General features: G+C 39.5%; 19 protein-coding genes and 1 pseudogene. 12 read left to right on the top strand and 8 right to left on the bottom strand.

What is annotated here, in order from left to right:
- Positions 1 to 19 precede the first annotated feature (19 nt).
- The 5 genes from B9T23_RS07850 to pgaD all read left to right on the top strand — a co-directional run bounded on the left by B9T23_RS07850 (position 20) and on the right by pgaD (position 6,559).
- Positions 20 to 358: an FKBP-type peptidyl-prolyl cis-trans isomerase gene (locus B9T23_RS07850; RefSeq protein ID WP_067724328.1), complete on the top strand. Its 339-nt coding sequence runs from the start codon at positions 20 to 22 to the stop codon at positions 356 to 358.
- Positions 359 to 485: 127 nt separating this feature from the next.
- A complete protein-coding gene (locus tag B9T23_RS07845) occupies positions 486 to 2,360 on the top strand; it encodes a sensor domain-containing diguanylate cyclase (protein ID WP_086193699.1) in 1,875 nt (624 codons plus the stop codon).
- 500 nt (positions 2,361 to 2,860) lie between these two features.
- The gene (pgaB, locus tag B9T23_RS07840; protein ID WP_086193698.1) at positions 2,861 to 4,852 is read left to right on the top strand and encodes a poly-beta-1,6-N-acetyl-D-glucosamine N-deacetylase PgaB; all 1,992 of its coding nucleotides are present in this window, start codon (positions 2,861 to 2,863) and stop codon (positions 4,850 to 4,852) included.
- A gap of 11 nt (positions 4,853 to 4,863) precedes the next feature.
- A complete protein-coding gene (pgaC, locus tag B9T23_RS07835; protein WP_086193697.1) occupies positions 4,864 to 6,156 on the top strand; it encodes a poly-beta-1,6-N-acetyl-D-glucosamine synthase in 1,293 nt (430 codons plus the stop codon).
- Positions 6,146 to 6,559, top strand: coding sequence for a poly-beta-1,6-N-acetyl-D-glucosamine biosynthesis protein PgaD (gene pgaD, locus B9T23_RS07830; protein ID WP_086193696.1), 414 nt, complete (start codon positions 6,146 to 6,148; stop codon positions 6,557 to 6,559). The genes pgaC and pgaD overlap by 11 nt, the downstream gene beginning before the upstream one ends.
- 62 nt (positions 6,560 to 6,621) lie before the next feature.
- Here pgaD and B9T23_RS07825 read toward each other — a convergent pair whose 3' ends face one another.
- Both B9T23_RS07825 and B9T23_RS16785 read right to left on the bottom strand, forming a co-directional pair.
- On the bottom strand, positions 6,622 to 7,584 hold the full coding sequence (locus B9T23_RS07825; protein ID WP_086193695.1) for a DMT family transporter: 963 nt from the start codon (positions 7,582 to 7,584) through the stop codon (positions 6,622 to 6,624).
- A 72-nt stretch (positions 7,585 to 7,656) separates the two neighbouring features.
- Entirely contained in the window at positions 7,657 to 7,797 is a 141-nt protein-coding gene (locus tag B9T23_RS16785; RefSeq protein WP_155859815.1) for a hypothetical protein, read from the bottom strand.
- Positions 7,798 to 7,917: 120 nt separating this feature from the next.
- Here B9T23_RS16785 and B9T23_RS07820 point away from each other — a divergent pair, with 120 nt between their 5' ends.
- A complete protein-coding gene (locus tag B9T23_RS07820; protein ID WP_086193694.1) occupies positions 7,918 to 8,400 on the top strand; it encodes a hypothetical protein in 483 nt (160 codons plus the stop codon).
- 60 nt (positions 8,401 to 8,460) lie between these two features.
- Here the strand turns inward: B9T23_RS07820 and B9T23_RS16875 are convergent, their stop codons facing one another.
- Both B9T23_RS16875 and B9T23_RS07810 read right to left on the bottom strand, forming a co-directional pair.
- A complete protein-coding gene (locus tag B9T23_RS16875) occupies positions 8,461 to 8,634 on the bottom strand; it encodes a hypothetical protein (RefSeq protein ID WP_213033032.1) in 174 nt (57 codons plus the stop codon).
- 249 nt (positions 8,635 to 8,883) lie between these two features.
- A complete protein-coding gene (locus B9T23_RS07810; RefSeq protein ID WP_086193693.1) occupies positions 8,884 to 9,669 on the bottom strand; it encodes a crotonase/enoyl-CoA hydratase family protein in 786 nt (261 codons plus the stop codon).
- Between the two features lie 221 nt (positions 9,670 to 9,890).
- Here B9T23_RS07810 and pnuC point away from each other — a divergent pair, with 221 nt between their 5' ends.
- From pnuC to B9T23_RS07795, 3 genes are all read left to right on the top strand, one after another.
- Positions 9,891 to 10,475 (top strand): nicotinamide riboside transporter PnuC, encoded by a 585-nt coding sequence (pnuC, locus tag B9T23_RS07805; RefSeq protein ID WP_086193692.1) that lies wholly within the window; start codon positions 9,891 to 9,893, stop codon positions 10,473 to 10,475.
- A gap of 32 nt (positions 10,476 to 10,507) precedes the next feature.
- Positions 10,508 to 10,783, top strand: coding sequence for a hypothetical protein (locus B9T23_RS07800; RefSeq protein ID WP_086193691.1), 276 nt, complete (start codon positions 10,508 to 10,510; stop codon positions 10,781 to 10,783).
- 133 nt (positions 10,784 to 10,916) lie between these two features.
- Positions 10,917 to 11,414, top strand: coding sequence for a DUF2505 family protein (locus B9T23_RS07795; protein ID WP_086193690.1), 498 nt, complete (start codon positions 10,917 to 10,919; stop codon positions 11,412 to 11,414).
- A gap of 49 nt (positions 11,415 to 11,463) precedes the next feature.
- Here B9T23_RS07795 and B9T23_RS07790 read toward each other — a convergent pair whose 3' ends face one another.
- Positions 11,464 to 12,804: an MFS transporter gene (locus B9T23_RS07790; RefSeq protein WP_086193689.1), complete on the bottom strand. Its 1,341-nt coding sequence runs from the start codon at positions 12,802 to 12,804 to the stop codon at positions 11,464 to 11,466.
- A 122-nt stretch (positions 12,805 to 12,926) separates the two neighbouring features.
- Complete coding sequence (locus tag B9T23_RS16955; RefSeq protein ID WP_086193688.1) at positions 12,927 to 13,130, bottom strand: amino acid transport protein; 204 nt, start codon at positions 13,128 to 13,130, stop codon at positions 12,927 to 12,929.
- Positions 13,131 to 13,353: 223 nt separating this feature from the next.
- Between B9T23_RS16955 and def the strand changes: the two genes are divergently transcribed.
- Both def and B9T23_RS07775 read left to right on the top strand, forming a co-directional pair.
- Positions 13,354 to 13,833: a peptide deformylase gene (def, locus tag B9T23_RS07780; protein WP_086193687.1), complete on the top strand. Its 480-nt coding sequence runs from the start codon at positions 13,354 to 13,356 to the stop codon at positions 13,831 to 13,833.
- Between the two features lie 435 nt (positions 13,834 to 14,268).
- Positions 14,269 to 15,129 (top strand): GGDEF domain-containing protein, encoded by an 861-nt coding sequence (locus B9T23_RS07775; protein WP_165493764.1) that lies wholly within the window; start codon positions 14,269 to 14,271, stop codon positions 15,127 to 15,129.
- 273 nt (positions 15,130 to 15,402) lie between these two features.
- Here B9T23_RS07775 and dhaK read toward each other — a convergent pair whose 3' ends face one another.
- Positions 15,403 to 17,133 (bottom strand): dihydroxyacetone kinase subunit DhaK, encoded by a 1,731-nt coding sequence (gene dhaK / locus B9T23_RS07770; RefSeq protein WP_086193685.1) that lies wholly within the window; start codon positions 17,131 to 17,133, stop codon positions 15,403 to 15,405.
- Positions 17,134 to 17,447: 314 nt separating this feature from the next.
- Here dhaK and B9T23_RS07765 point away from each other — a divergent pair.
- Positions 17,448 to 17,813: pseudogene (locus tag B9T23_RS07765) on the top strand (endonuclease domain-containing protein); the annotation flags it as partial.
- A gap of 86 nt (positions 17,814 to 17,899) precedes the next feature.
- Here B9T23_RS07765 and B9T23_RS07760 read toward each other — a convergent pair.
- A complete protein-coding gene (locus tag B9T23_RS07760) occupies positions 17,900 to 18,502 on the bottom strand; it encodes a TIGR02391 family protein (RefSeq protein WP_228139739.1) in 603 nt (200 codons plus the stop codon).
- Positions 18,503 to 18,650: the final 148 nt, after the last annotated feature.

Raw genomic sequence — 18,650 nt, 5'->3', positions numbered from 1 at the left:
TCAGTTCAGGTAAATGACGATGACAAATGAATTAGAAATTATTGATTTAAAAGTGGGTGAAGGTAAAGAAGCAGTTAAAGGCGCGCTGATTACCACGCATTACACAGGCTGGCTGGAAGATGGAACCAAGTTTGACTCATCTATTGACCGTGGCAATTACTTTGAAACCGTGATTGGAACTGGTCGTGTAATTAAAGGTTGGGATCAGGGCATTATGGGAATGAAAGTGGGCGGTAAACGCAAATTGCTTGTTCCTGCACATTTGGCTTATGGCGAACGAAAAATGGGTAAAATCATTCCTGCTAACTCAAACCTTATTTTTGAAATTGAGTTATTCGACGTAAAAACACGTGATTAAAATTTATTAATTTCTGATGAAGAAATGATCTGCAAGATACAGGGATAGATCTTGCAAATAGATGAAAAATTGTTTGAGTTTTCTTTTTTTATCGTTACATTAGTTAATGAACAAGCGTAATTTAAGGATGATTCGCTTTTTGGATAAGAGCCATAATTTAATACATTTTTTTAAGTTTTTTCTTTTGGCTTGTGTATGCGTATTCGCGTGGCAAAAACCGGTATGGGCACACTATAATGCTGCGCCTGAATCTGATGATTTACAGCAAAAATTATTTAATCAGATTCAGTTTACTGAAAATAGCAGTACCCCCTTGCAGGGATTATGGCAGTATTATCCTGGGCAATTTATCACTCAACCCAGTTCCGTTCTAAAATCGACTAGCGTAAGTTTACCTATTTCTTTTAAAGAACTCACCGGTAGCAATGAAACCTACGGTACCTTCATTGGTCATTTTAAAATTCCCAAGGAATATATTGGGCGTCGTATTGCTATTTTTATTCCAAATCAATATGGCGCTTACCGCCTGTATTTGAATGGAGATTTCGTGCTGCGTTTAGGGGAAATTGGTAAAGATACAACCACTCACCTCACAGAAAATGCACCTCGAATTGCCTTTATGGTCGTCAAAAAAGAATATTTCACCCTGACCATTCAAGCCTCAAATTTTGATCCTTTACATGGTGGATTAGAAAATCCTATGCGGATTGGTACCTCGAAAACCATTACTCGACAGTTTGAGCAGCTGATGATGAGTATAGGTTTGGTTTGTGGTGCAGTATTGGGTGTTGGCATATTTACTTTAATGTTTTCCATTTTTCAAGGAAAAATTGGGCGCAGCAGTATTCGGGTATTTGTGTTTGGCATTTTTATCTTATTTTTGGCATTACATAATTTATTTTCTGCACCTTATGCCTACACAGTATTTACAGATATTAGCTGGATATGGGGAAGACGATTAGAGTTTCTATTTACTTATCTTGCAGTGGTATTTTTTCTGAGTTATATGATTTTACTCAACCAGCGCTATTTACATCCGATTATTTATTTTGTAGCAATGCTGGTGCTTGGAATAAATATTGTTGTAACTGTATTTACTAGCCCTGAAATTTTTGAACGTTTAGCATTTTATAGTTCACTCTTTAGTCTTGTGGTCATTTTGAATTTTGCCTATGGCTTTTATCTGACTCTAAAAACGAAAGAAAAATATTCTACGATTAATTTATGGGCTGTGGTTTTATTATGTGTGACATTTGTCCATGATTTTTTGTTGACGCTCAATTTAATTGAGTCCTTTAATCTATCATTTATCTCTACCAGTTTTTATGCATTGTTGGTTATGTTCCAGCAGTCTAGAAATTTTGCGCGACATACTTCTTATATTGAGCAATTGAATAATAATTTACTTGAGCTGAATAGTTCTTTAGACAACAAGGTGAAAGAACGTACCTTACAATTGCATCAGTTAAATGAACAGTTAGAACGACAAATTCAAATTGATGCATTAACTGGTGCGTTTAACCGCCGTGCTTTAAATGCCGAGATACAGCGTTTATTTACCCTGACACAAAATCACAGTAATAGCACCTTGGCATTTGCCATGTTAGATGTGGATTATTTTAAAAATTATAATGATTACTATGGGCACTTGAAGGGTGACGTGATTTTGCAAGACTTGGTTAAAATGATACAACAGGCCTTGCCACCTTCAGCTTATGTGGCACGCTATGGGGGAGAGGAGTTTGCGATTATTTTGCATAATGTTCCTAGTGAAGTGGTTTTAAAAGTGTTGCAACAGGTTTTAAATGCCGTAAGACAAGCACAGCTGGAACATGTAAATAGACCCGACCAAAAACAATATGTGACCTTAAGCATGGGGGTTGCATGGATGGATCGAAATCATCCCTATGCCGATATACATGAACTCATGAAGGCTGCCGATGTCCAGCTTTATGCAGCTAAAGGCGCCGGTCGAGATCAATACCAAGCGCTTGGCTCTTAAGCGTTAAGATAGTTAATGGGGCGATAGGTATTTTATTTGATGCAATCTGCATTCGTATTTTAAAGCTATATTCTTGATAAAACCTTCATCATAAAATCTGCTCTTGATTGATATTTTCTAAGCAAATTTGCATACGACTTTGACGTCGTTGATGCTCTTGAACACAGGATCGAATACCCGTATGAATGACCTGAATAATGTCGCGGGGATATCTGGAAGATCTTTAATTTCGGCAGCTTTAATCAGCATGGATTTTTTTATTAATTTAAGCAGTCTATTTAAATAGAATTACATTGCTTGCGAAATAGTCATATTGTTGTGTTTTTTAAAGCTTTTATTCCAATTCATCCGTGTTTTTTAAGATTCATTTCAGTTTGATTTGATAAAAAGGCAAGTTGAAACAACTGAATGTCATACATCAGGAAAGGCAAGATCCACATTTTATTGATGGAAAATGTGTGATATTCAGAGAATAAAATGATTTTTTGAGCACCATATTAATGAATACTCGCTTGCTTTCAACATTGCTCTCCACTTCTCTTTCTGCAGCTTTGTGGCAGATTCCTCATTTAGCCTGGAGTCAAAAGCCACCGCATAATCCGACACTGACCGTGATTGGTTATCATGAAATTATCAACACTAAAAATGCACTTATTCCTGAATATGCGGTGAGTACAACCCAATTTCAGCAACATATTGATTGGCTGAAAAAAAATGGTTTTCACTTTATTAATGTTGATCAGCTTATTCAAGCGCATCAAGGGAAATATAGCTTACCGACAAAACCGGTTTTATTGACGGTGGATGATGGCTATGCCTCTTTTTATCAAAATGCCTATCCGATTGTTAAAGCGAATAAAATTCCTGTGGTTTTGGCGGTGGTGGGTTCATGGTTAGAACCCAAAGAAGATCAAAGCATAGATTTTTCAGGAGAGCAGCTTCAGCGTAAAGATATGCTGTCTTGGGCAGAATTGAAAGAGATGCAAGACAGCGGTTTAGTGGAAATGGCCAGTCATAGTTATAATTTGCATCGCGGTATTGTAGGCAATCCACAAGGCAATCTTGAACCTGCGGCTGTCACACGCTTATATGATCCTAAATCTGCCAGTTATGAAGATGATAGCCACTATCAGCAGCGTATTTCCAATGATTTAAAACAGAATAATCAATTGCTGATTGAGCATGGTTTGAAATCACCACGCATAATGGTCTGGCCTTATGGCCACTATAATATGCAAACTGTAAAGATTGCCAAGCAGTTGGGTATGCCTGTTGCCATCAGTCTGGATGATGGTGCAGATTCGGCGAAAAGTTCACTGGGTCAGCTCAATCGTATTTTGATTGAAGGCAATATGACTACAGCGGATTTGGCGCGAGAAATTCAAAATCGTCAGCAACATTTGGGCGACAATAATCGTCCGCAAAAAATTATGCATATCGATTTAGATTACATTTACGACAAAGATCCGATTCAACAAGAACGTAATCTTGATCACCTGCTGGACCGGATTGTGGCCATTAAAGTGAATACCGTGTATTTACAGGCTTTTTCCGATCCGGATGCCAACGGCTCGGCGGATATGGTGTATTTCCCCAATCATTATTTGCCGATGCGCGCAGACTTGTTTAACCGTGTGGCCTGGCAAATTCAGACCCGAACCCAAGTGGGGCGTGTCTATGCGTGGATGCCATTACTGGCTTGGGAATTACCTAAAAATAATCCGGTGTCTAAAGATGTGGTTGAAACCCAGCAAAAGGAAGATTCAGAACATCTGAATATGGGATATCGCCGTTTAAGTCCATTTTCACCCGATGCACGAAAAACCATTAGCGGAATTTATCAAGACCTGGCCAAGTCGGTGCCTTTTAACGGTATTTTATTCCATGACGATACCACTTTATCTGACTATGAAGATGCCAGTCCCGAAGCTTTGAAAGCCTATGCAGCTATTGGTTTGCCGACAGATTTAGCTAAAATTCGTAGCAATGATGCCGATCTGCAAAAATGGACCGCTTATAAGACCAAGTACATTGATGACTTTGCATTGCAACTGGCACAACAAGTCCGTCAGTATCATCCTTTTTTACTGACTGCACGTAATTTATATGCGCAAGTTGCGCTTAAGCCGTATGCGGAAAATTGGTATTCACAGTCTTTAGAACAGTCCATCAATCGTTATGACTTCACTGCAATCATGGCGATGCCCTATATGGAACAAGCACCCAATAGCGATGCTTTTTATCGAGATATTGTCAATCGCGTGAAGCAATTTCCAAAGGGAATCAAAAAAACAGTCTTTGAATTGCAGGCAGTGAACTGGCGAACCAATCAAAAAGTTCCATCAGATGAGATGGCTCAAACCATTCAATCTTTATATGAACAAGGTGCAATGCACGTGGCTTACTATCCGGATGATCCGATTCAGGATCATCCCGATACGCGAGTGTTACGCAAGGCCTTTGATTTGAAATCAAGCAAACTTGTTCCTTAAAGGAATTCTATATGTCAACGCTGCAGCACTTTTGGCATTCTGCTTTGCACTTTGTCTTTTATTATCCATTATTTATGTCGTATTTATGGATGATTGGTGCACTGATTTTCTATTGGAAAGAACGACAAGATCCACCGTATCAACAACCGAAGCCACTTGCTGCTTATCCCAAAGTGGCGGTGCTGGTGCCTTGTTTTAATGAAGGTGATAACGCGGAAGAAACCTTAAGTCATGCCTTGGCACTGGATTATCCAAATTTTGAAGTGATTGCGATTAATGATGGCAGTTCAGACAACACCGCAGACGTCTTAAACCGTTTGGCTGTACAGCATGAAAAGCTGCGTGTGGTGCATTTGGCACACAATCAAGGTAAAGCCATGGCATTACAGGCGGGAAGCTTGTTGACCGATGCCGAATATTTGATTGGCATCGATGGTGATGCCTTACTCGATCCGCATGCAGCAACATGGATGCTGCGCCATTTTCTGAAAGATGAAACTGTCGCTGCTGTCACAGGCAATCCAAGAATTCGTACCCGTTCCACTTTAATTGGTCGTATTCAGGTCGGAGAGTTTTCTTCTATCGTGGGGATGATCAAACGTGCGCAACGTAGTTTTGGCCGACTGTTTACGGTTTCGGGTGTGATTACTGCATTTCGTAAAAGTGCGGTGCATGAAGTCGGTTATTGGTCACCTGACATGCTGACTGAAGATATTGATATCACCTGGAAGCTGCAACGTGCAGGCTGGAATATTCATTTTGAACCGAATGCCTTGGTGTGGATTTTAATGCCAGAGACCTTTAATGGTTTGTGGAAACAGCGGCTGCGTTGGGCGATGGGTGGGGCACAAGTGCTGATTAAAAATATGGATGTACTGTTTAAACCGAAACTGAATTTTTTATGGCCCTTATTGTTTGAACTGGTCTTAACGCTGGTGTGGTCTTATTTAATGCTGTTTATGGCGATTCTCTGGTTAATTCATTTTGTTGTTCCGCTTGGAATTAATGGGGCGGGTTCTCCATTTTTGCCTTATGGAACAGGCATGCTATTAGGGGCAACCTGTTTACTTCAGTTTGCGCTCAGTAAATGGATGGACAGTCGTTATGAACCCGGACTCGGTAAAAATTACTTCTGGATGATCTGGTATCCATTTGTATTTTGGTTAATTACGCTGTCTGCCAGTATTGTGGCATTTCCAAAAGTTTTGTTGCGTCGTGATGGTAAGCGGGCACGCTGGGTCAGTCCAGACCGGGGTATGCGTAATTCAACCGTCAATAATGAGAGCATCCGCAATGAAAAATAATTCTTTAATTATTGATTTACGCCGTTTCTTACCTTGGCATAAACGCTATGCTTCAAATACATCTACAGCAATGATGTGGGCAGTCTGGTTGTTTTTATGGCGTCCATTGTTAATTGTAATTGGTGTAGTAAGTCTGCAAAAACAACATGTCATTTATCAACTGTTTTCAGCTTTTGGTTTGGGGATTGAACATGGTGTGAGTGCATTATTGGCATGTGTGGTCGCATTATTATTGTGGACGAATTTTGTTCCTGCAAAAACAGTAAAGCCAAGCTCTGCCAAAAATATCTGCGATTATGAACAGCATTTTGATTTGCCTGTTCAGGACATTGAGCAGGGACGTCAACAAAAAGTCAGTGTGATCCATCATGATGATCACGGTAAAATTATTCGGATCGAATAATGAAACGTTGTTCGAGTAAATTTTCTATAAGCTCCCGAGTGAATATCACACCCGGGATCTTTTTATTTGATTGATGTAGTTATACGGATGGAATAAGAATATAAGGACAATCCCACACATATTAAAAACAGTCCAAGAATTAAATGTGGACTTAAAGCTTCATGATTAAGCCATGTGCCCCACAGTGTGGCGAGTACAGGTGTTATAATCGTAATTAGCATTAGGGTGGTTGGATTAACTGTGCTGAGCAGTTGATAATAAAAAATCATCGCCAGTACGGAGGAAAATAAAGCACTATAGATCAGTGCAATACTGGTTTGTAATGAAGGGAGCTGCGATGGCAGATCTGACCAGGAAAAAGGCAGTAAAGCACAATAGCCTAACCACGACATGATTGTCGCACCTGTCATTTGGCTGATCGGATGGAGGTTGGCAGCGACACCACGAACTGCAAATACAGAGAGTACATAAAGCATCATGGCGATGACTTCTAAACCTATCCCGAGATAATTTAGTACCAAGTTTTGCGAACTTAAGCCCAGTGAAAAATACAGACCGAGCATGCCCATCATTAAACCTGTGCATTGATAAACACTTAACTTTTCATTTTTAAAAATACAGGTCGCCAGCAAACCGGATACGAATGGGGCAATGCCGTAGATGATTGAAATAATGGTTGATGGAACTTTTGATGCGCCCATATAGCAAAAGGTCATGGACGCAAACAAGCCCAGTGCGCCTGCCGCATAGCTGAGTAAAGCTTGCGGGTGCAAGGGCACTTTGACTTTAAAGTAAGCCTGACAGACTAAGGCAATTGGAATAGCCAAGCTAAATCGGATAAATAAGCCCCACGCCCAATGAATTTCATGCACTGTCCAAACGGCTGCCAGCGGTGTCAGTGACCAAATCAGCACGACAGTAACAAATTGACCGGCTGTAGCGAAGCGTGAGTATCGGCTAAAAGAAGCTACAACCGGCTCGGACAGTGGCGAGGGAAAGTCATTTTTATTGGATGGCTGATTCATTGGTTTTTTCCTTATTTTTAGGCAATAAAAAAGGTCGCTGTTGAGGCGACCTTTGGATATTAATTTTAGTGATTATTCAAAGAAATGATCACGGTACAGATTCCAAGGCACCTCATGCAAAAAGTCCACCCGTCGTGAAGTGGCTTTGTTGACTTGAATGTCCAAAGCGAGCCAAATCGCAAGCGGATATTGAGGGTATGGAATAGCTAACATGAAGAAAAAGTCTCTGAATGAACATTTTTTATAGCATAATATTTTAAAAATTGTATGAATTTTATTCAAATTGTTTTATAAATATAAAGATAACAATTATTTACTCGTGAGAGTGTCGCTATGATAAAAATACTCTTGTGGTTGTGTCTTTTCATTGTTTTTATTGGACTTTGGAAAGTCATTTTTAAATTTCAGATCAATCAACATTTTCAACAATTCAAAATCAAGCAGTTAGCCGATTTAGACAAAACTGCCTCTATATCCACGAAGCCATTATCCGCCCATGAAGCACGTATCGATGAAGTGGAGGAATATGAACAACAATTATTTGATGATGTCTGCCAAATATTTTTTGAGCGCGAATTGGCTGAACGAAATTTGAGTCAGGCGATTGTGGTTCAAGAAGATGTATTAAGAAAAATGCCAGCCAAAACCCAAACCCAAATTCGCAAGCTGGATTTAGGGGAATGGTCTATTTATTGGACTTTCTATGACCAGTCTTTGGAATATTATGTAGGACGTTACGGGGTGTTTTATACCCATGTCGACCGTTTCGGGGAAGAACATAAATTTGAAATGAAAGATGAGCATAGCCACGTTTGATCAAAGTGATGCAGTTGAGTGCTAAATACTTTTGGCTAAAAGATGAAGGGATTTAAATCTTTATGCGGTTTTTAACTGTCTTAAAATGCGTTGCTTTACTTGAGCTAGATAGAACAGATCATCATTCAGGAAATCCATTAAAATTGCGCCTTCATAATCGGCCAGACTTTGTTTGGCTAAAATTCTGGCTTCATTTTCATCCAGATTTATTTTAAATAATTGATAGAACGCCATTTCCCCATCCTGAAAAATAGCGCGAATTTTTTCTAAAATATCGGCATATTAATACCGGACTTCAATAGAAAGAATTCCAACTAAACAATCTTTTATTTCATAACTAAAAAAACTGCACTGCACGCTCATGAATCTGTTCAAAATGCAGGGTCCAAAATGCCTATTTTCTAACTTATGCTTTAGATGGGGCATAGTAAACTCGTTTTTATTGGATTTAGACGACTAACTTTTGGATTATTCAATTTTAAATTATTGACCTTTAAATTCGGGCGCACGTCGTTGCAGCATCGCCATAACACCCTCCTGTACATCTTGAGTTTTTAACAGTGGAGTGAGGTGCTGTTGTAAATTGGCAAATGCTGTTTCTGCACCATGTTCAGCGGCCTCTTTGGCAGAGGAAAGCGTGGCTTGTACCGCTAGAGGCGCAGCTTGAGCAATACGTTCAGCCAGTTCAAGCGCTCGTTTGAGTGGTGCTTCAGCTGTGATTTCATTGATCAGGTTTAAGTCCAGAGCTGTTTGAGCATCGAATGCATCCCCCGTGAGCAAGTAGCGCATGGCTTTTGACCAGCCTGCTGCTTGGACAAAACGCACCGTTGCACCACCAAAAGGTAAAATCCCACGTTGCACTTCCATTTGTGCAAATTGGCTATTGTCCTGAGCAATCACAATATCGGCATTGAGCATCAGCTCGATCCCTGCGGTATAGCAATAGCCCTGTACTGCCACAATCACCGGTTTTTTTCGCTGACGTCCGCTGGTTCCCCATGGATTGATCTGATGTTCATTGTAGTTAAATATGCCACTACTCAGTTTGGGTTGTAACTCAACCAAATCCAAACCCGCAGTAAAGTGCTCACCATGGGCGAAAATCACTGCACAGCGTAACTCGGGATGATCTTCATATTTGGTTAAGGCGAGTGATAAGTCATGAATCAGATGACTATCAAAGGCATTTCGTTTTGTCGCACGGTCGAGTCCAATCAAGAACAGAGACCCGCGAATTTCCCGGCTGACTTTTCCTTGTTGTTGTGACATTTTTACTCTCCCAGTTTGATTGTTTTTTATATTCTTCAACGGTCGTTAGAAAACTGTCAAATCTATGTAGGCTACTTTTTAATTTGCATTGAAGTAACAGATCATAGTTCGAAACAGCTGTGTTGTCCGTCAGATTGTGTAGCTGAATTGGTACAATTTATCTTGCGTTCAGCGCTATTTTTTCCATAATAGCAGCACTGTTTACCTGCCTGTTTATTGCTATGTCACCTTTAGAAATTGTTGCCGTCATTATCAGTCTTATTGGGGTGACATTGACCATTAAACGGAATATGTGGTGTTGGTGGTTTAACTTCGCAGCCTTTGTTTTATATGCCTATTTATTTTACGAATTTAAGCTGTATGGCGAAACCATTTTGCAGTTCTTCTTTATCGTGGTGAACTTTTATGGTTTCTACCACTGGTTGAAGGGCAAACAGCAAGATCATGAAATTCGGATTGAACCGATTGCTAATAAAATAGTGATTTTCCAAATGCTGCTTGCAGCAGTGGGCGGTTTAATTTTCGGTTTAACTTTAAAAAATTTTACCGACGCTGCTGTGCCGATGCTGGATTCACAATTGGCGGCTTTTAGTTTACTGGCCACCTATTGGACCAGCCGTAAACATATTGCGACTTGGGTATTGTGGGTTTTCGTCGATATCGTTTATGTGGGCATGTTTATTTATAAAGATTTATTCTTGACTGCGGGTTTGTATGCAGCCTTTGTCGGATTGGCCGCTTTTGGCTGGTGGCAGTGGGAACAAGTGAAAAAGAAACAGGCAATCACTCATTTTAAGGGTGTATAAAGATATTTTATGGCGCACTTGGATTGACTGCTATGCTGATTGATTTCATTCAACATCAATTGAAGCAATTTGATGAAATGGCATCACGCATTCAAGCTGCGCCTGACCACTATATCCAGTTTGATTCAGTCTCTGATTTCTATAAGGCTGAATGGTTGAATGATTTTCCAAAAGGCACCACATGGGCAGCTACAGGTTTGGATGATGGTGCTGAACAATTCTATGCAATCATTGAATATAGAAGCCATTTCCTCAGTATTTCCTGTTCCGGGAAAATTGAAATACATTGTGGCGTATATGGTCAATAGTTCGGTAGATACGGTCAATGACAGCATCACTAAAATTCAATTAAATAAAAAGCGACAAAATGCGCTAGATCAGTGATGATCAAATGGTTTATAAGTATTCAAAACGACCAATAAAAAAACAAAGGATAGAAAAATGGCACATCGTTTTACTGTGAATTCTACAATTCAGGGCGTTTCAATTGATGAATTTAAACGACTTGCATCAGATACAGCTTTGCACGAAGCAGTATGCAGACGTATTCCAGGTGAAAAATTAGAAATTATTGAATCTAAGATTCAGGGCGAGACCTATACTTTACGCCGTGCTTATAATTTAGATGTGAAGATTCCGGATATCGCAAAAAAACTGCTCAAAGATGCATTTCGTTTGAAGCGTACCGATATCACCAATTTAGAAGCTTTAACTTCGACCATAGAATTGGGTGCAAATTTACCTCTAGTAGCCAGTTGTGAACGTGCAGTAACAGGGGATGATCGGCAAATTCACATCACCTTAAATTGGCAGGTTAAGATTAAAGTCCCTTTGGTTGCAGGCATGCTAGAAAAACATGCTGAAGGGGAAATTCGTAAATTCAGTGATGTGGAAATCCAGATTGTTGAAGATGAATTAAAGAAAAATCTCTCTGCTTAATGATGATAAAAAAGCCCTTTATTAAAAGGGCTTTTTTATTTATGAATGATTAATCTTTTAAGGTATTGTGCGGTGTAGAAATTGCAGATGCTACTAAATCCTGTTTTTCAAATTTGGCTCTATAAAGCATCGCAGTAAAGAACGAGACCAAGCACACCACCCAAATGTAATACATTGCGCCAATATTGCTATATAGGCTTAACCATTGCACCAACGGTAAAGTAATACCACCCGCTATGGCATAAGCAACATTATAGGAAAATGAAATGCCCGAGAAACGGATTTGAGCAGGGAACATTTTCACCATACTGTAAGACACCATACCTACGGTTCCCGAGAACAAACCAAGCAACATGTACAGCATGAACACAGTTGATGGAGCGACATGTCCCAAGCTGTTATAAAAAATACCCGCAATGATCGCGACAGCGAGTGAACCGAATAAAATCACTTTGCCTGCGCCAAAACGGTCAGCCAACAGTCCTGCCAAAATACAACCCAGCATTTGCATGACAATTGCGGCACTTTGCATTTTAAAGGCATCGGCGCGTTCAAAGCCGAAAGCACCCACTAACAGGTTTGGCATGGCTAAAATCAGAACCACTACGCAAGCAGTCAGGAACCAAGTAAATAACATGCCAATCACCACCGCGGTTTTATGTTCTGCTAAAACCTGTTTCACCGGCATTTCTTTAGAAAGTTCTTTACGTGCTTGCATCGCCTTAAATACTGGGGTTTCTTTTAAATAACTACGCAAATAGAGCGCAATTAAACCGAAAATACCCCCGGCAATAAAGGGAACGCGCCAAGCCCAGTCATGAATTTCTGTTTCTGAAAATTTGATGGAAATAAACAAGGACATCAATGCACCGAGTAAAATCCCTAAAGATAGACCTGCGGTGAGTAAGCCATTAGCAAAACCAATTTTCTTTTCCGGTACGTGCTCGGAAACGAAAGTCCAAGCCGCAGGAATTTCCCCACCAATGGCAATGCCTTGTACCACGCGCATCAGCAATAACAATAATGGTGCGGCATAACCAATGCTTTCAAAGGTCGGCATCACACCAATCATTAAGGTCGGGAGCGCCATCAGTAAAATGGACAGGCTGAATAGGCGTTTACGTCCAATTAGGTCACCAAAATGTGCCATGACCACACCACCGAGTGGGCGGAAGAAGTAACCTGCGGCAAAAATACCGTAAGTGTTCAGCATTGCCCAAAAAGGACTTAAGCCACTTGGGAAAAACAGTTCAGAAATGATTTTGGCGTAAAAGACATAAATAACGAAGTCGTAGAATTCGAGTGCGCCACCGAGGGAGGAAAGTCCAAGGGTGCGTTTATCTTCACTGCTTAGACGTGCAGGCGCTTCCGTGCTGGTTGTATTGGTCATCGCAGGTACAAATAGTGATAAAGTTTTTATTCTAATCAATTGCTATCTATATGAAAAATAATTCTTTCTTCTGAGTTCGACAACTTAAATTTATGAATAATGACTGGTGATCTGTGTGGATATTAGAGTCTTACGAAGTAGGGCAAAAGAGAGAGGAGGATGCCGATCGTCGTTAGCATCGTGGTATTTTCCACAAAATAAGGAAAGATCATTAGTACCAAGCCACAAATCAAGGGCACAGTGACTTTTTGCTTTTTCCCATACAGAAAATAGCCTAAGCCTATTGAGCTAAAAAGAACACCAAGAAGAAGTTGGGCTGTGGTCATTATTTTATATTTATAAAGGATTTGAGCTGATTATAACCAAGTAAAATTAAAATAGACTTAAAAGATTTTGCTAAGGAATAGCCAACCTTGATCTGCAAGAAAGGTGAAATACAAGGATTAAAATTGCATATGATCGATCTGTTTTTAGCGTTAAAATTTATACAGAATTTGTGATTTAAAACAGTATTGGATTTAGCTTTATATCTAACAAGGGAATGAGTTTATGAGTACCATTTTACCTGTAGCACAGCGTGGTGAAGCCATTCTGAACTTAACAGCGGCTGAAGTGGCAAAGTCTGAGCTGAATAGTGAATGGCTAAATCAACTCGCTGTAGCTATGCATGCCACCATGACGGAACGTAATGGTGTAGGTATTGCCGCCCCTCAGGTTTATGTCTCTAAACGGGTGATTATTGTCGCTTCACGTCCTAACCTGCGTTATCCCGATGCACCTGAAGTGGATGCAGTGGTGATGGTGAATCCTGAAATTCTAGAAAGGTCTGAAGCAACTGTTCTGGGTGAAGAGGGGTGTTTAAGTGTCCCCGATGAGCGTGGGCAAGTGGCACGGGCGGAAACAGTTAAAGTGCGTTATTTAACGCTGCAAGGTGAACCAATAGAAACGATCTATAAGGGTTTTCCTGCAAGGATTGTGCAGCATGAAGTGGATCATTTGGACGGAGTGTTGTTTATTCAGCGGATATAAGTCTCAATTGTTTAATTTTTGTGCTATAAATATAAAGCAATAAAAATTTTAGAAATTATAAATATAGTAAGTAAGTCTATGAACTTGTTTAAAAAAATACATACGCTGATTTTTCATTATTGGGGCAGATTTAGGTTTCATATACTCGAATCTGATAATTTAATTATTAACTGGCCTAATTTTGATAAAGGGGTATTGCTCCTGATTTTTGGGGCATTTTGCCAAGTCAGTGCAATTAAATGGTATCTGGTCAGTTATTTCTCCGCTGAAAATGCTGTCTGGATTAATGCGGACTTTTTTTTCATCCGTATTATCAGTGTGGTTATGACTTTAATCATTTTTATCATTATAGTTGGCTTTAGCTTCAGATATAAAAGAAATAGAAAATTCCGGAGATTTATTTCTTATTTTTCGCCGATGTTCTTTGGTGGTACCATGATTTATGCGGGCTATACCATCGGTATTTACAGCCCCGCGACCATTGCCGGATTTATCAATATCGTCCTGATTGGACTGGTATTCTATTCACGAAAAATTATTTATAGTATTGCGATTCCTGCTCTTATTTTTATCATCATTATTAGTTACTTAACTTTTAATGGTGTGATTCGTTACGCCCCTGTGTTTAGTGATGCGCTTACTAATGGCGAGTTTTATCATAATGAATTCTGGATCGGAAGTATGGCGGAAGTTTATCTGCCGATCTTGCTGGTTTCGATTTTGTTTTTTGAAATTTTACTTTCGCAATGGCGTCGCCGTGAAAAAAATATTAAAAGAATGAGCCAAACCGATGTGCTGACGAATGTGTTTAATCGTCGTTATATTGGTGAACAACTCACCGCTTTAGAACGCAAGAAAAAAACAGCTTATGCGGTAATTTTACTGGATCTGGATCATTTCAAACTTATTAATGACCAATATGGTCATGAAGTTGGAGATATGGTTTTGCAACGTGTTGCTGCAATTTTATGTGCCACTACACGGGAACAGGATATCGTTGGGCGTTTTGGTGGTGAAGAATTTATTCTGATTTTAAAAGAACAAAACTTACAGCAAGCGATTGAGATTGCAGAACGTTGTCGTAAAATAATTGAGCAGGAAGAAATTCAGTTAGAAACAAAAGAGATTTTAAAAATGAGTGCAAGTTTTGGTGTAGCACTCTCTCAAACCACTTTAAATAAAGAACAGACCATTCGTCTGGCCGATCGAGCTTTATATTTGGCTAAACGGCAGGGCAGAAATCAGGTAAGAAATTATCTGGAATTAGTTAATAATATGCCTTCACCTATCTATTGAATTGGAATGTTGTTTTAGTTGGTCGATAGTGATTTTCGGATTTATAGGGTGTGATTCAAGTGATTACTAAAATAGCTATTCAAAATTAAAAAAATCCATTCCGACCTCCTTTAAAAAAAGGGGGTAGCCACGTAGTTTATTTAATCAGATGACATCTCTATCCTTATAAATAAAGGCTTAGAAGCTGATTAGATAAAAATCACAGAGTATCATTTTTAGGCTAAAAAAAGCACCGAATTAATCCGATGCTTTTTGGATGCTGTTCTATAAGGATTACTTAATATGTTCCGCAATGTCGGTAAAGATCACGCCTAATCCATGCGCACCAGCGTCTGGATAACCTAAGCTTCGGTCACCGACTGTTCCGGCACGGCCCATGCGTGCAACGATGTCTTTTGTAGACTCTGCACCTTGAACCGCAGCTTGTGCACCTAAAGTGAAGTTTTCTTTAAAGGTTTTATTTGTATTTGATGACCATGTATCGGCACAAGGAACCAATGCATCGATTAAGGTTTTGTCGCCAACCACAGCACCACGGCCAAATGAACGCTCGCCTGTGGTTTGAATACCTTTCACCGCATCTTGCAGCATCACGGCAAAGTCGGAAACTGAAAGTATTTCCTTTCCTTTAATCGATTTACTTGCTGCGCGGAAAGCTGAGCCCCAAATCGGACCTGAAGCACCACCACAATGTTCCATAATGATGATTGAGCAGTTCAGTAAGAAATCATCCATGTGTTGATATTGCACAAGCGCGTCCCATTGGCGTTTAAGCTGTTTAAAGCCTTTAGCAACACTCATCCCAAAGTCGCCATCACCCGCATGGGCATCTAATTCACAAAATGGCACTTCATTTTTAATGATGCAGGCACTCATCACATCGATCACATAGCGCATATTTTCAATCGTAAATTGTTCATTCACGATTTCGGCATGTTCTGCGTGAGTTTCAATATCTACATTTAAGGTACGTTCCGCTTTGAAATCGTTTATTGTAAATTCAATGGCTAAGGCCACTGAACCGTCCATTTTAAAGGTAGGGGTGTTGGCAGGTGCATCTAAATAGCTTTTCAGTTCATCATCTAATGCTAATAACGAAACGGATGCGCCCGCCATGTCGATACTGGTCATATAGTTACCGACAAAGGTACGGTAAATCTTAATCCCTTTTTTCGCTAACTGTTGGCAAACATCTTGATTGAACAGATAAAGTTCTTGCATTGGTGTTGAACCAAAGCCGTTAATGAGTACCGCAACTTCTGTTAAATCAGGACGATCGAGGAATAGATCATCGACAATGCGCTGCGCCAATTCATTTGAAGGCAGAATTTTTTCACGGCAGATACCTGGCTCACCATGAATCCCCACGCCATATTCCATTTCATCATCAGCCAAGGTAAAGGTTGGGGTTCCTTTGGCAGGTACCGTACATGAGTTAAAGGCAAAACCTAAGCTGGTGACATTGTCCGCTGCTTTTTGAGCTATTTTTTTAACACGTGCCAAGTCATAGCCTTTTGATGCAGCTGCGCCAGCAATTTTATGCACAAATACAGTGCCGGCAACGCCACGACGACCGACTGTGTATAGGCTGTCTTTGACTGCAATATCATCAGCGACTTTGACGTAATCAACTTTGATTCCATCATCGACGGCAAGGGCAGCACCATTCTGGAAATTCATCATATCGCCAGAATAGTTTTTAATGATCATCAGTACGCCTTTATCAGACGCAACTTGCTGCAAAGCTTTATAGACTTGAATTTGAGAAGGTGATGCAAATACATCACCGCAAACCGCAGCATCTAGCATGCCTTGTCCCACAAATCCTGCATGTGCAGGCTCATGACCGCTGCCGCCACCACTGATTAAGGCCACGTTTTGGTGTTTTTCTTTACGTGAAATAATTTTAGATGATTCATTGAATGCGAGTTCAGGGTGTGCGAGGACAAAACCTTTGCACATTTCGACAACGATGTTTTCAGCACCGTTCATTAATTTTTTCATTGAAACACCAATAGTTATGAATTTGGGAGATAAATTTATTGCCCTATTATTATTGAAAGCAGCGAATTTTGCAGACTTAAAACTGTAAGAATGCACGATTTAGAGTTAATGGGTTAGAAAAGGGGCAGTTTTTTCAGTACACTCATTTATAAATTTAGAATCCCTCCCAACCTCCCTTTCTTGCACTTCATTTAAAGCAATGCTTTAAGTCGTGTTCAGGGAGGAGCTGTCACGTAATTCATTTAATCACATGACAAAGTCCCTCTTTTGAAAAGAGGGATTTAGGGAGATTAAAATAAAAAGAGAAAATAAAAATGAAACCCTACAATAAAGACTTAAAACAAGCCTCACGCGAATTACGCAACAACATGACAGAAGCTGAGAAACTACTTTGGTCACGGCTTCGTGGCAAGCAAATTTTAGGTTTGCAGTTCTATAGACAGAAACCAATTTTAAATTTCATCGTAGATTTTTACTGTCCAGTAGCCAATTTGGTGATTGAGTGTGATGGTGGGCAGCACTATACAATTGAAGGTTTAGAAGCTGATTCTATTCGTGATGTTGCTTTGGCAGAGTTGGGATTGAGGATGTTGAGGTTTTATAATCAGCAGATTTTGAACGAAACGGATGTGGTGGCTCAAGTAATTTATGACGTGATTACTCAGTTATTAGAATCCCCCTTTGATAAAGGGGGACTTCACACGAATTTAATGAAGACATGGAATTCACGGAGTTCCTCCCTTTTTAAAGGGAGGTTAGGAGGGATTTATAAAGATGTTCCTTGGTATATTTTCATAGGTTCAATGACATTATCTAATTTGCGATGTATGAGTGAAATCATTGAAAGGATATCTAAAGCATCTTGCTCATTAATAGTCCACGTAATTTTTGGAGCGTGTGCTGTAGTATTTCTAAAAGTACCAAATACACCTTTAATTAAATTCATAAAACCCTTTTGCTCGCTTTCTTCACTTTCTGTCATTAAATTGCTTAATGCTAGATAGGGAATCTTTCCTTTAAAAGCAAGTGTTTGATCTATTAATTTTGCTCCATCAGAAGTTAAATTAGTCTTATTTCGGATTTTCTCTGCAATACTTTTAGTCGCCTCAAAAACAGCATGGAAATAGTTATCTACTAATAATTCTGCTTTACAAAATAAGAGGACATCATTATGAATAATTCTATCTATCAGAACTTTTTTAAGTTTAAGCGCACGTTCTTCAGCTTCAGACAGGGTTTTTGAAGCAGTAATTTGCTTAATGATTCCTGTATGTTCTATTTCTAGCCCTTCAAATGACAGTATAAAATTAAGTTGATTACGTATTTCATGAAACCATTCATGATTCTTAACATGTCTTGATGGTTTCATTATATGTTGGATAAAATTAATTAAGTTATTGGAATATTTATCATTTCTTTGTTTGAGTTCGAGAGCATCATATAACTTTTTTCTTTTTAGTTGAATTTAATTGAGGATCATAGATGTCACATTCGGCTAAATATTTAGATATTTGAGT

The organism is Acinetobacter terrae, assembly GCF_002135195.1.
Classification (GTDB): Bacteria; Pseudomonadota; Gammaproteobacteria; order Pseudomonadales; family Moraxellaceae; genus Acinetobacter; species Acinetobacter terrae.
Note: the sequence above shows the minus strand (reverse complement) of the source record. Positions and strands in the feature narration are given on the sequence as shown.

What these genes read in the sequence shown, in the direction of transcription:
- B9T23_RS07810 (WP_086193693.1), bottom strand. Translation starts at nt 9,669, where the DNA reads ATGTCACAACAACAAGGAAAAGTCAGCCGGGAAATTCGCGGGTCTCTG.
- B9T23_RS07775 (WP_165493764.1), top strand. Translation starts at nt 14,269, where the DNA reads ATGATTTATGCGGGCTATACCATCGGTATTTACAGCCCCGCGACCATT.
- pgaB (WP_086193698.1), top strand. Translation starts at nt 2,861, where the DNA reads ATGAATACTCGCTTGCTTTCAACATTGCTCTCCACTTCTCTTTCTGCA.
- pgaD (WP_086193696.1), top strand. Translation starts at nt 6,146, where the DNA reads ATGAAAAATAATTCTTTAATTATTGATTTACGCCGTTTCTTACCTTGG.
- B9T23_RS07790 (WP_086193689.1), bottom strand. Translation starts at nt 12,804, where the DNA reads ATGACCAATACAACCAGCACGGAAGCGCCTGCACGTCTAAGCAGTGAA.
- B9T23_RS07760 (WP_228139739.1), bottom strand. Translation starts at nt 18,502, where the DNA reads ATGAAACCATCAAGACATGTTAAGAATCATGAATGGTTTCATGAAATA.
- B9T23_RS16875 (WP_213033032.1), bottom strand. Translation starts at nt 8,634, where the DNA reads ATGGCGTTCTATCAATTATTTAAAATAAATCTGGATGAAAATGAAGCC.
- B9T23_RS07850 (WP_067724328.1), top strand. Translation starts at nt 20, where the DNA reads ATGACAAATGAATTAGAAATTATTGATTTAAAAGTGGGTGAAGGTAAA.
- B9T23_RS16955 (WP_086193688.1), bottom strand. Translation starts at nt 13,130, where the DNA reads ATGACCACAGCCCAACTTCTTCTTGGTGTTCTTTTTAGCTCAATAGGC.
- B9T23_RS16785 (WP_155859815.1), bottom strand. Translation starts at nt 7,797, where the DNA reads ATGTTAGCTATTCCATACCCTCAATATCCGCTTGCGATTTGGCTCGCT.
- B9T23_RS07800 (WP_086193691.1), top strand. Translation starts at nt 10,508, where the DNA reads ATGCTGATTGATTTCATTCAACATCAATTGAAGCAATTTGATGAAATG.
- def (WP_086193687.1), top strand. Translation starts at nt 13,354, where the DNA reads ATGAGTACCATTTTACCTGTAGCACAGCGTGGTGAAGCCATTCTGAAC.
- B9T23_RS07820 (WP_086193694.1), top strand. Translation starts at nt 7,918, where the DNA reads ATGATAAAAATACTCTTGTGGTTGTGTCTTTTCATTGTTTTTATTGGA.
- B9T23_RS07795 (WP_086193690.1), top strand. Translation starts at nt 10,917, where the DNA reads ATGGCACATCGTTTTACTGTGAATTCTACAATTCAGGGCGTTTCAATT.
- B9T23_RS07825 (WP_086193695.1), bottom strand. Translation starts at nt 7,584, where the DNA reads ATGAATCAGCCATCCAATAAAAATGACTTTCCCTCGCCACTGTCCGAG.
- pgaC (WP_086193697.1), top strand. Translation starts at nt 4,864, where the DNA reads ATGTCAACGCTGCAGCACTTTTGGCATTCTGCTTTGCACTTTGTCTTT.
- B9T23_RS07845 (WP_086193699.1), top strand. Translation starts at nt 486, where the DNA reads ATGATTCGCTTTTTGGATAAGAGCCATAATTTAATACATTTTTTTAAG.
- pnuC (WP_086193692.1), top strand. Translation starts at nt 9,891, where the DNA reads ATGTCACCTTTAGAAATTGTTGCCGTCATTATCAGTCTTATTGGGGTG.
- dhaK (WP_086193685.1), bottom strand. Translation starts at nt 17,133, where the DNA reads ATGAAAAAATTAATGAACGGTGCTGAAAACATCGTTGTCGAAATGTGC.